The organism is Coprococcus sp. AF99-45 (assembly GCF_027663865.1).
Classification (GTDB): Bacteria; Bacillota; Clostridia; order Lachnospirales; family Lachnospiraceae; genus Allocoprococcus; species Allocoprococcus comes.
Genome location: NZ_JAQDGZ010000006.1, coordinates 65,739 through 77,518, shown reverse-complemented (window position 1 = coordinate 77,518; position 11,780 = coordinate 65,739). Strand labels below are relative to the sequence as shown.

Annotated in this window: 13 protein-coding genes; 3 read left to right on the top strand and 10 right to left on the bottom strand. The window is 44.0% G+C overall.

The window, feature by feature from the left end:
- Positions 1–189 precede the first annotated feature (189 nt).
- Positions 190–633, bottom strand: a complete 444-nt coding sequence (locus tag PGR14_RS06850; protein WP_055156049.1) for a GNAT family N-acetyltransferase — start codon at positions 631–633, stop codon at positions 190–192.
- 153 nt (positions 634–786) lie between these two features.
- On the bottom strand, positions 787–2,094 hold the full coding sequence (gene eno / locus PGR14_RS06845) for a phosphopyruvate hydratase (protein WP_055156048.1): 1,308 nt from the start codon (positions 2,092–2,094) through the stop codon (positions 787–789).
- A gap of 218 nt (positions 2,095–2,312) precedes the next feature.
- Between eno and PGR14_RS06840 the strand changes: the two genes are divergently transcribed.
- On the top strand, positions 2,313–3,155 hold the full coding sequence (locus PGR14_RS06840) for a YitT family protein (protein ID WP_055247647.1): 843 nt from the start codon (positions 2,313–2,315) through the stop codon (positions 3,153–3,155).
- 103 nt (positions 3,156–3,258) lie between these two features.
- Positions 3,259–3,972 (top strand): GTP pyrophosphokinase, encoded by a 714-nt coding sequence (locus tag PGR14_RS06835; protein WP_242854826.1) that lies wholly within the window; start codon positions 3,259–3,261, stop codon positions 3,970–3,972.
- 77 nt (positions 3,973–4,049) lie between these two features.
- Here the strand turns inward: PGR14_RS06835 and PGR14_RS06830 are convergent, their stop codons facing one another.
- Together PGR14_RS06830 and PGR14_RS06825 are read right to left on the bottom strand one after the other, a co-directional pair.
- Positions 4,050–5,051, bottom strand: a complete 1,002-nt coding sequence (locus PGR14_RS06830) for an asparaginase (protein WP_022220814.1) — start codon at positions 5,049–5,051, stop codon at positions 4,050–4,052.
- Between the two features lie 29 nt (positions 5,052–5,080).
- Positions 5,081–5,617, bottom strand: a complete 537-nt coding sequence (locus PGR14_RS06825; protein WP_055262157.1) for an HD domain-containing protein — start codon at positions 5,615–5,617, stop codon at positions 5,081–5,083.
- 156 nt (positions 5,618–5,773) lie between these two features.
- On the opposite strand from PGR14_RS06825, the gene ymfI reads away from it, so the two are divergent.
- Positions 5,774–6,508 (top strand): elongation factor P 5-aminopentanone reductase, encoded by a 735-nt coding sequence (ymfI, locus tag PGR14_RS06820; protein WP_055262155.1) that lies wholly within the window; start codon positions 5,774–5,776, stop codon positions 6,506–6,508.
- 3 nt (positions 6,509–6,511) lie between these two features.
- On the opposite strand, the gene PGR14_RS06815 is transcribed toward ymfI, so the two are convergent.
- The 6 genes from PGR14_RS06815 to coaBC form a co-directional block, all read right to left on the bottom strand.
- The gene (locus PGR14_RS06815) at positions 6,512–7,267 is read right to left on the bottom strand and encodes a hypothetical protein (RefSeq protein WP_022220815.1); all 756 of its coding nucleotides are present in this window, start codon (positions 7,265–7,267) and stop codon (positions 6,512–6,514) included.
- Between the two features lie 205 nt (positions 7,268–7,472).
- Positions 7,473–8,225 carry an exodeoxyribonuclease III gene (locus tag PGR14_RS06810; RefSeq protein WP_055262151.1) on the bottom strand — a complete coding sequence of 251 codons (753 nt, stop codon included), beginning with the start codon at positions 8,223–8,225 and terminating at the stop codon, positions 7,473–7,475.
- Between the two features lie 29 nt (positions 8,226–8,254).
- Positions 8,255–9,034, bottom strand: a complete 780-nt coding sequence (gene truA / locus PGR14_RS06805; protein WP_270223168.1) for a tRNA pseudouridine(38-40) synthase TruA — start codon at positions 9,032–9,034, stop codon at positions 8,255–8,257.
- Between the two features lie 54 nt (positions 9,035–9,088).
- On the bottom strand, positions 9,089–9,853 hold the full coding sequence (locus PGR14_RS06800; RefSeq protein WP_008371460.1) for a type III pantothenate kinase: 765 nt from the start codon (positions 9,851–9,853) through the stop codon (positions 9,089–9,091).
- A gap of 3 nt (positions 9,854–9,856) precedes the next feature.
- Positions 9,857–10,522: an ECF transporter S component gene (locus PGR14_RS06795; protein ID WP_055262147.1), complete on the bottom strand. Its 666-nt coding sequence runs from the start codon at positions 10,520–10,522 to the stop codon at positions 9,857–9,859.
- A 55-nt stretch (positions 10,523–10,577) separates the two neighbouring features.
- Entirely contained in the window at positions 10,578–11,777 is a 1,200-nt protein-coding gene (coaBC, locus tag PGR14_RS06790; protein WP_055262145.1) for a bifunctional phosphopantothenoylcysteine decarboxylase/phosphopantothenate--cysteine ligase CoaBC, read from the bottom strand.
- Positions 11,778–11,780: the final 3 nt, after the last annotated feature.

The following is an 11,780-nucleotide window of genomic DNA, read 5'->3' as shown; positions in this document are numbered from 1 at the left end:
ACCTCTACTAACAGAGTCAGAGTCTGCTGTGCTGCCATTACACCAATCCGCATCATCTGTTTGTTCGCTCTGGTTCTCAACAGCGAACAAACTTATTATAGCAAATCTTTACGGAAATGCAAGCATTTTTTTACATTTTTTTAAAGAAAGTCATTTCAAGTACTTCTTCTTCTTTTTTCTGACATTTTTCTAGCAAAATTCTTTTATCATCTGATCATACTCCAGCCAGTCATAGCCCTGTCTCTTATACAGCTTCCAGGCTCTTTCATTCTCCTTTTCCACTTCCAGACGGAATCTTGTCACACCCTCTTCTTTGTGCTCTTCCATATATCTGAAATACTCACTTCCAAGTCCTTTGGAACGATACTCTTCTAATATATAGAGTTCTTCCAGCCAGTACACCATCCCGCCTGCTTCCTGCGAAAAGGTCTTGGCGATCAGTCCATAGCCTGCGATCTTGCCTTCCCATTCCAGGATAAACAGTTCCGCATAGGTATCACTTTTCAGACATTCTTCAAATGTTTTTTCCAGATAAGAATCCGGAACCGGATGATCCACTGCTGGCATCCGGTAAAAATCATGCGCCATTTTTATGTAGATTTCTTTGTCTTCTGCTTTTATTTTTCTGATCATTTTCCAGTTCTCCTTTTAATATCCTCACGAAAAGAGGTCACTCCCTGTTCGCTTAGAAAGTGATCCCTTTTCCCATTCTTATACTCTGCATAATATCATGCACTGCTTTTATTTTCAATACCTCCTGCCCGAAGGCTGGGTTTTCCGGAAATCTTATGAAAATCGTACAAATGGATTCTCATATCTGGCAATATTTCCCAGCTTCTCCTCAATCCTCAAAAGCTGATTATACTTCGCGATCCGTTCTGATCTGCACGGTGCTCCGGTTTTGATCTGTCCCGTGTTAAATGCCACCGCAAGGTCTGCAATAAACGGATCCTCTGTCTCTCCTGACCGGTGGGATACAATTGCCTGATAACCAGCCTTCTGCGCCATCTGGATCGCATCGATGGCTTCCGTCAGAGTCCCGATCTGATTCACCTTGATCAGAATTGCATTTGCGATCTCCTTTAAAATGCCGGCGTTCAGCCGTTTCACATTCGTCACAAACAGGTCATCCCCGACAAGCTGCATATCCAGTCCCAGTCTCGTCGTCAGAAGCTCCCAACCTTCCCAGTCTTCTTCATCAAGCGGATCTTCAATGGAAATAATTGGAAATTCTCCTGCAAGCTCCTCATAGTAATCAATCATCTCTTCCGTCGATCGCGCCACACGATGTCCGTGCATCTTCGCCTCTCCCGGAAATACATACTCTTTTCTCTCTTTATCATACAGCTCACTCGCCGCAGCATCCAGTGCGATCACGATCTGCTCTTTCGGTTTATAACCTGCCTTTTCAATCGCACGCATGATCATGTGTAGTGCTTCTTTCGCATCCGGCAGATTGGGTGCAAATCCACCTTCATCCCCGACTGCGGTCGGATAATCGTACTTTTCCAGAATCGCCCGAAGCATCTTATAGATCTCGGCACACATCTGAAGTCCTTCTTCAAAGCAGACTGCTCCGACCGGCATGATCATAAATTCCTGGAGATCAATGGAATTATCCGCATGCCGTCCCCCATTTAGGATATTCATCATCGGAACCGGCATCTGCTTTGCATTTACACCGCCAAGATACTGATACAACGGAATCTCCAGCGCATCTGCTGCTGCCCTTGCTGCTGCAAGAGACACTCCAAGCATTGCATTTGCTCCCAGATTGATCTTATTGTCTGTCCCGTCAAGCTCCAGAAGCATCCGGTCGAGCTTCGCCTGCTCCAGCACGTTCATTCCCAGAATTTCCCGGATGATCCGGTCATTCACATGCTCCACGGCGCGTCTGACACCAAGTCCCTGATAGCGGTGTTTCCCGTCTCTTAACTCAATTGCTTCATATTTTCCTGTCGATGCCCCGGAAGGAACCATCGCCCTTCCTGTAAAATGACTCCCTGCAAGTACCTCTACTTCTACAGTCGGGTTTCCGCGTGAGTCCAGAATTTCCCGCGCAATAATATCTGTAACCGGTATATATTGTTCCATAATCCATCCTCCTTTTTTGTCTTTTAGTATGTCCTTTCGGGCGCTGAATCATGCACGAAAATCCCCGTATTTTCGTATCATCGTATACATTACGAAAATGCTCTAAAACGGTTGACTTCATACATTTTCGGCGTTACAATACCAACGGAAATCGGGTGATATTTTTTCAGTATTTCATCCGTTTTCTAAAACTTTATGAATCAATCGGGGAATATAAAATGAGAGAAAAAATCGAAAATTTTATTGCAATGAGCGGAGCAACTCTGCTGATCGCAGTAGGAACTTATTTTTTTAAGTTTCCAAACAACTTCACATTTGGCGGAATCACAGGTCTTGCCGTACTGATTGCCAAAACCGGACTTATTTCTGCTGCCGACTTTTCATTCGTTGCCAACATGTCACTTCTGATTCTTGGCGCAGTGATCCTCGGTAAAAAATTCGTTGCAAAGACAGCCTACTGCAGTGTCCTGCTTTCTGTTGCGCTTTCTTTATTTGAACGAATCTTTCCAATGAACCAGCCATTTACCAATCAGCCTATGCTTGAGGTAATGTTTGCGATTGCACTCCCGGCACTCGGTTCTGCAATCCTCTTCAATATCGGATCTTCTAGTGGCGGTACAGATATTATTGCCATGATCCTGAAGAAATTTACAAGTGTTGACATCGGACGTGCACTGGTTTGCTCCGACATTGCGATCACCGTTGCAGGTTTCTTTATCTTCGACGTAAAAACAGGACTTTATTCCTGTTTCGGACTGATCATCCGTTCCTTCCTTGTAGACAGCTTTATTGAAAGTCTGAACCTTTCCAAATATTTCAACGTTGTCTGCAGTAATCCGGAACCGATCTGCGATTATATCGTCCACTCACTCGGTCGAGGCGCCACAATCTGTGAAGCACACGGAGCCTTTACCGGTGAACAGAGATACATTATTTTTACAGCGCTGAACCGTCAGCAGGCAATCAAACTCCGTAACTTTATCAAGGCAAATGATCCTTCTTCCTTTATTCTGATTTCCAACACCAGCGAGATTATCGGAAAAGGATTCCATAGCATTTAAAAGATTGTTATTTTTAAGACATTTTCCGTACTCTGTATGCTATGCACCTTACCCCAGATATGCTATAATAATATAAGCAACCAGAATAAAGAGGAGTAATCATATGGAGACACAACTTAAACTGATTCCGGCTTCTGAGCATCCGACTGCACTGGAATCACAGTGGCTAAATGCGATTAGTCCGGCTGATTTTATCAATAATAATAAGAACTTTGATGTTCTGATGATGAAGTATCGCTGTGCGATCCGCGAGATCCAGACAAAGCTTGAAGTCCTGGATGATGAGTTTTCTGCAGTAAACAAACGCAATCCAATCTCATCTATCAAATCCCGTGTAAAAAGTCCTGCCAGCATCTATGAAAAGCTGCGCAGACGTGATCTGCCATTTACAGAGGATAGTATCGTCAAGAATTTGGACGATGTCGCCGGAATCCGGGTGATCTGCCCGTTTATCAGTGACATTTATACAATTGCCAACCTGCTCACTTCACAGGATGACATTACTGTTCTTAAGATCAAAGACTACATAAAAGCACCAAAGTCAAACGGTTATCGAAGCTATCATATGATCGTTGAGATTCCGGTTTTCTTTACAGAGGGAAAATTTCCAATGCGCGCCGAAATCCAGATCCGCACGATCGGAATGGATTTCTGGGCAAGTGTAGATCATCAGCTTCGTTACAAAAAAACAATCGGTGCTGACAAAGATATCGAGGCTATCGAAGCCGAACTTTTGAAATGTGCACAAACTGTAAGCGAGACTGACTGCCACATGGAAGAGATCAAAGACATGATCGGCGACTTTGAAAAAATCTAACCGGAGAAAATTAAATATTTAAAAAGAGGAAGGTGTTCCATTCATCCGGAACCCTTCCTCTTTTATTTGCACCTGCTTTATCCTCTCTTTGTAAAAAGGATATCGTGATTGATCTGCGTGTAGAATGCTTTCTGCATATCCTGTTCTTCTCTTCCCATCAGCCACATCAGCTTTGTGATCACTGCTTCCAGCGTCATATCATAGGCTTCGATCATATTGAAATCCTGCTTCACTTTTTTCCCGACTTCATAGACCGTCATATTACTTCCCTCATTGGCAACCTGTGTTGTCATCACGACAAATTTACCCTTACCTGACCATTTTTCCATCTCCTGATAGAATTCCTGAACAAGCGTCTGCGGAATACCACCTACGCCAAAGCTTTCAATTACCAGACAGTCATAGTGTTCAAACAGATAGGACAGAATATCCGGCTTCATTCCCGGGATCAGCTTTAATACATATACACTGTCTTTCATATCATAATAAAACTTAACTGCATGGCGGCACGGGATCTCCGGAATATACCGGACCAGGATACCATCCTGAATAACTGCAAGATACGGAAAATTGATACTCGAAAATGCATTGTAACTCTTTGCATGCTCTTTCTTTGCACGTGTTCCGACAATTACCTTTCCGTCAAATACAAGGTTGACCCCCTGGGAATCATCATCCGCCGCATAAATAAAGCTGTCCAGCAGATTTGTCTTCGCATCTGTCACATCCATATTGATTGGCTTCTGCGCTCCTGTAACAACAATCGGCTTGGCTGAATTCTGTATCATATAAGAAAGTGCCGCCGCTGTATATGCAAGCGTATCCGTGCCGTGGCAGATTACAAACCCATCATAATATGCATAATTGTCTTCCACTGCTTTTACCATCATTTTCCAGTGTTCCGGTGTTACATTCGTGCTGTCAAGATTACACACCTGCTTTGTCTGAACCTCACATACATTTTTTACAGCCGGAATATAAGATAAAATATCCTCCGGTGTCAGTCCCGGTGCCAGTCCATCCTTTGTCTGACGGGATGCGATCGTCCCACCTGTACCTAACATCAAAATCTTCTTCATCTTTGATTTTCCTCTCTTCTACCTCATTATTATCCAAAATTTTTGTCAATCAGACTACAGTATTCTGCAAATGCTTCCGTCTCTGCAAATGCTTCCCGTAATGCTTCTCTGACGCCTTTATAATACCATCCGATCGTTGCTTTGTCTTTCATTCGGAATCTGTTCCACAATTTCTCTCCACATACAGGATAATCCCGATCAATATCCCGCATATTCGACAGCTTGTCCGCAAGTCCGATCATCTGAACCTCAATTGGTGCTGTCTTAAGCCTTTCTATGGTTGCACTTTTTCTTTCCATCCAGGTCTTGGATTTATCTTCGCTTTCCTGTGATACGATTCCCGCAACTCTTGCTGAAAACATCTCTTTTAACACATTTGCATCCACACCCTCACAGTCCTCGATCGTATCATGCAGGATTGCTGCACTGATGATCTCCTCATCCTGTGTCATCGTGGATACTATCTTTCCTACTTCCATCGGATGTACAATATACGGTCTGTCGGTCCCCTTCCGATACTGACCTTCATGTACCTTGGTGGCAAAATCAATGGCTTTCTGTACCATGTTTTTCCTCCTCGCATCTGTATGACATTTTTTCAATATTTATCATAACACCAGCGTCTTTAAATCACAAGAAAATCAGTGTATAATATTGTCTGATTATGTAGAAAAAAATAACTGTAAAGTAATTCTTATAAATAGCAAAAGGAGTTTTTATAAATGAACAGAAAACAGATTCTTGTCACCGGCGCTTCCCGTGGAATCGGAAAAGCCTGCGCTATCCACTTTGCAAAAGAGGGATGGCATGTATTTTTAAACTGCAGCAAATCCATCAGTGAATTGCAGGCTACTGCTGATTTTATCACAAAGGAAACCTCCGGTTCCTGCGAAATCCTCCCAGGAGATGTAGGTGTTCCATCCGAAGTCGGACGTATCTTTGACCAGATTGAAATGTCCGGCTCCGGTCTTGACGTACTCATCAACAATGCCGGAATCGCATGGATGGGACTTCTGACGGATATGAGCATTGAAGAATGGAACCGAATGATTTCCACTAATCTTTCTTCCGCATTTTACTGCTGCCGCGCAGCACTTCCTTACATGATCCATCAGAAAGCGGGACGTATCATCAATATTTCTTCGATGTGGGGAACTGTCGGTGCTTCCTGTGAAGTCGCTTATTCTGCCACCAAATCCGGTCTGAACGGTCTTACCCGCGCACTTGCAAAGGAACTTGCGCCAAGCAATATCCAGGTCAATGCGATCGCCTGTGGTGTCATCGATACCGTAATGAACGATCTTCTGGATGCGGAAGAAAAAGCTGCCCTCGCAGAAGAAATCCCTGCCGGACGTTTCGGGACACCAGAAGAAGTCGCGCTTCTCGCATGGCAGCTTGCAAATGCCCCTGCCTATCTTACTGGGCAGATACTGGGTATGGACGGAGGATATATCTAACTCCTACTCCCAGATCTTGTCCCACTTCGCGTAAAGTGTAATACTGGATGCCGGGTATCTTTCGGATTCCCGGTTTTCCAGAAGCTTTGTCTGCTCCGTATATTTCTCATTCAGCTCATCTTCAAGTGTCCCATACTGCTCCTGTTTTGCAAGCTCTGCCAGTTCTTTTTCCTGCACAACTCCAGCATCAGTCCACGCATACCATCCTTCAAATCGATATCCGTCTTTCACTGCCGTTGGCATACATCCTTCACTTAACCGAAGGCTCTGCCCATACACAGTATAATCTGCCGCAAATTTTCTTTTGTTCTTTCCTTTATTCTGCCCGGCTTCAAGCTCTTCACCATTTCCCCTTGTCGCAAACAGCCTTCTTCCGCCTGCTGTTGCCGTACCGTAATTCTCGATCTCACCACCTGCAGCGTCATAATAAATAACCGTATAAGGTGCCCAGACATATGCCGTACCAAACTTTTCTGTCTCTGGCCCTGTCCCATTTCTGTCAAACCGGAATCCGTAATGGTATTCTTTTCCTTCATAAAAATAAGTGAAAAATCCTGGTATTCCTGCCGGGATCCCAACCTCCTGATTTACCGACTTGTGAAAATCAAACCGGATCAGCTCTGCTCCATCCGGTGTCTCCCCATCATCTGCGTAAACCGATATTCCTGCACTATTGCACGCCCAGACAATCACTCCACCAAACATCACCAGCAGCAAATACCGAACTATCATCGTCCAGATACTTCCAATCCGTTCCATACATGTCCCTCCTCATCCCAAAAGCTAAATTACCCATGTATATTTATATGCAGGCAGAATTTTATATATTCCCTCAAACAGAATCATCCACTATCCCTGAACGAAAAATTTCAAAAAAATAAACTGATCAGATTCCATCGCACAAAAGTGAATCTGATCAGTTTATTTTTTTACAATTTGATGTCGCAGCTTATCGATCTCACCCCTACTTAAAATCCAGTTCCACCGGACAATGGTCAGACCCAAATACATTTGTCAGAATCTTCGCATCTTCCAATCTGCTTTCCAGTGCTTTTGATGTACAGAAGTAATCGATACGCCAACCTGCATTTTTTTCTCTTGCCTTAAACCGGTAGGACCACCAGGAGTAAATTCCTTCTTTATCCGGATAGAAATAGCGGTAAGTATCAATGAATCCCGCATCCAGAAGTGCTGAGAATTTTGCTCGCTCTTCATCTGTAAATCCGGCATTCTTCCGGTTGGTCTTTGGATTCTTCAGATCAATTTCTTTGTGTGCCACATTCAAATCTCCACAGAAGATCACCGGTTTTGTCTCTTCCAGCTTCTTAAGATAAGCAAGAAACGCATCTTCCCAGGTCATACGGTAGTCAAGTCTTGCCAGTTCGCTCTGGGAGTTCGGTGTATACACGGTAATAAAATAAAAATCCTCAAATTCCAGTGTAATCACGCGTCCTTCCTGATCATGTTCTTCTATCCCAAGTCCGTAAGTAACCGATAACGGCTCTTTCTTTGTAAAAATTGCAGTCCCTGAGTATCCTTTTTTCACAGCCGAGTTCCAGTACTGGTGATATCCCGGCAGATCAAGTACAAGCTGCCCTTCCTGCATCTTTGTCTCCTGCAGACAGAAAATATCCGCATCTGCCTCTTTAAAAAAATCCACAAATCCTTTCTGCACACATGCACGGATTCCATTTACATTCCATGAAATAAACTTCATCTCTTCTCTTTCCTCCATTTCTTTGGTTTTTATTTTTCGCTGATCTTCTGTACCGCTTTTTTAAGCTCCGCTTCTGTATAAAAAACACGGCCTAAAAACAGTCCCTTCGCCGGTGCCGGAAAACCAGATTTCTTCCGGTCTTTCGCTTTCAGAATCTCCGGTATCTCTTCCGCTTTTATTTTCCCGACTCCCACATCCAGAAGTGTTCCGGTAAGTATCCGGACCATATGATATAAAAATCCATCTCCGATCCACGATAACGTAAGTGTATCCTTTTCATACACGATCCCGACCGCATAAATCGTCCGTACCGTATCTTTATCCTCTTTCAAATCCGTAAAGGCGGAAAAATCGTGGGTTCCCATCAGATACTCTGCTGCTTTTTCCATCGCAGCGATATCGACCGGATGTGGAAAATGAAACCGGTATTTCCGATGAAATACTTCCATCTTGTCACGCAGATCGATCTGATACTCATAGCATTTCCCGACCGCACTCTTTCTTGCATGAAAATCCCGTTTTTCTCTGCTGATATCCAGCACTCTGATATCTTCCGGGAGAAGTGCATTTAACTGCTTCTTAAAACTGTCCATATCAATTTCTTGTTCCAGATACAGACTGCACTCCTGCCCTAACGCATGTACACCACTATCCGTTCTTCCTGAACCACTGACCACCGTCTTTTTCCCTGCAATTTCTGAAATCCGCCGTTCCAGAATTCCCTGTACAGTAAGTTCCGTATTCTCCTGTCTCTGCCATCCACAATACGCCGTTCCATCATAGGCAACTGTTATCCGGTAAGTATTCATCCTTTTATAAAAGGGGCGAAAACTTTATAAGTCCTCGTCCCTATCACCTTTCTGTTATCTGTTTTTCCGGTAAATGATCAGGAGTCCTTTCAGGAGCAGATCGTCATCCAGTATGACCTCTCTCTTGCAGTACGGAACAATCTTCTTGGAAAGTCCACCTGTTGCGATTGCAGTCATCGGCTGTCCAATCGCTTCCTCAATCCGGTCAATAATTCCATCGATCGCCGCTGCACTTGAATAGAGAACACCACTCTTCATACATTCGATCGTATTCTTTCCGACAATCCGCTTCGGTGCTTCCAGACCGATTCCCTGAAGCTGTGATGCATTTTCCGTCAGGGCGTTCAGTGAAATATTCACTCCCGGATAGATCATGCCTCCGATATAATTTTTCTTTTCATCGATCACACTGACTGTTGTCGCCGTTCCCAGATCGAAAATCATCATCGGTGCTTTGTATTCTGCAATTCCGGCAACTGCATTTGCCACCAGATCACTTCCGAGCTGTGCCGGATTATCCATCAGGATATTGAGTCCGTTCTTCACGCCAGGTCCGATGACCAGTGTCTCTTTTTTCAGAATCTTTTCTGCCGCCTCTTTTACGACATATGTAATCTGCGGAACTACCGAGCTGATGATCGCTCCTTCCAGCTTCTCCGGTTTGATTCCGTGAATATCCAGAACCATCTTAATATCAATCGCATATTCCAGTTCCATCTTTGTCTTGATCGTGGAAAGTCTTTCGATAAAATAGGTTTTGTTGTCATCCACACATCCAAGTACAATATTTGTATTTCCTATATCAATCGCAAGTATCATTTTTTACACTCCTAATCTTTCTTGTACCCCTTTTTTCATCAGTGTTTTCCCAAGTACCAGCGTGATCACCGCCGCTACGATCGCCTCCGGAATCCCATTGATTCCGATAATGCTCAGAATAAATCCATATACCGCCTTTACGGTAATACCATTGGCTGCCGCATAATCATTTCTGAAAAATACAAAAATAAGATTCATGACAAGAAGCGTATTGGTCAGTGCTCCGGAAAGTCCTGCCACAATCAGTCCAACAGAAGATACTCCATTGTTCTTTGAAAGCTTCTTAACCAGACGGTAAACATAAAACGGTACTACACCGATCAAAATACGTGGCACAAAACAGATGATCAGACTTCCGATCCCTCCACTGTATTCACCCAAACTGTAAAATGGGGTAAATACGAATGATGTCAATGTCGGATTTATCGTATTATTGATAAAACTTGTAAGGCCAAACACGCCTCCAAGCGCTGCGCCCTTCTTCGGTCCGAGCATCAGAGAGCCCATGATCACCGGGATATGGATGATCGTCGCCCTTGTAAATCCCAATGGGATATATCCGATAAACGGAGTGAATGCCAGCACTACAATAAGTGCTGCAAAGATTGCCATCTGTACGAGTCCCTTTGTTTTGGACATGGATGTAGTACGTTCATTGCCTTGATTCATTTTTCTTTTCCTCCTGTTACTATTCTCTTTACGAGATACAATACATTTTGGCTTTTTATTTATTCATGCACTCCAGAATCTTGTCCAGAATACAAGCTGCTGTCTCTTCCTTGCTGATCAGTGGAAGTGCAGTCTCATCTTCCTTCGTGATCAGTGTCATCTGATTTGTATCACCCTGAAATCCTGCTCCGGCAACTTTAAGATTATTTGCCGCGATCATATCCAGCTTCTTCTTTTCAAGCTTCTTTCTGGAATTTTCAACCATATTCTCGGTTTCCATTGAAAATCCGCACAGAAACTGTCCGTCTTTTCTGTGTTCTCCGAGATATTTCAGAATATCGTCCGTCTTTTCCAGCTCCAGACTCATCTCGCTGTCTGATTTTTTCACCTTTTCATCCGCAATATGCTTTGGCCGGTAATCTGCAACCGCTGCTGCCTTACACACAATGTCTGCATCTGCCGCTTCTTCCTTTACCGCCTCGAACATTTCCTTTGCGGTCGTGACCGGAACGATCTTCACAAACATCGGCTTTTTGATCTCTGTCGGTCCGGTGACAAGCGTAACATCCGCTCCTCTTGCCGCAGCAACGCGTGCAAGAGCATATCCCATCTTACCGGATGAGTGATTCGTAATGTAGCGCACCGGGTCGATTGCTTCTCTTGTCGGTCCTGCTGTGACAAGAATTTTCTTTCCGGTCAGATCTTTCTCATAAGCAGTATCCCGGTAAATATATTCATACAAAGTCTCCGCTTCCGGCATTTTCCCGGCTCCGTTATCTCCGCATGCCAGATGTCCGCTTGCCGGCTGGATCACTTCATATCCATAATGCTCCAGAAGTTTTAAATTATCCTGTACGACCGGATTCTCATACATTCTTGTGTTCATCGCCGGTGCGAGGATCTTCTTACATTCGGCACATGCCATCACAGTCGTAGTCAGCATATCATCTGCAATCCCGTGTGCCAGTTTGCCGATCACATTCGCTGTAGCCGGTGCGATCATCACAATATCTGCCCATTTTGCCAGTGTCACATGTTCCACACTGTACTCAAAATTGCGGTCAAATGTATCGATCAGGCACTTATGCTGTGTCAGCGTCTCAAATACCAGCGGATTGATAAAATTCGTTGCATTCTGTGTCATCACAACTTTCACATCGTATCCTGTCTTTACCAGCATACTTGCCAGTGTTGCAATCTTGTACGCCGCAATACCGCCGGTCACGCAGAGCAATACTGTCTTTTTCCGTTCCATTTG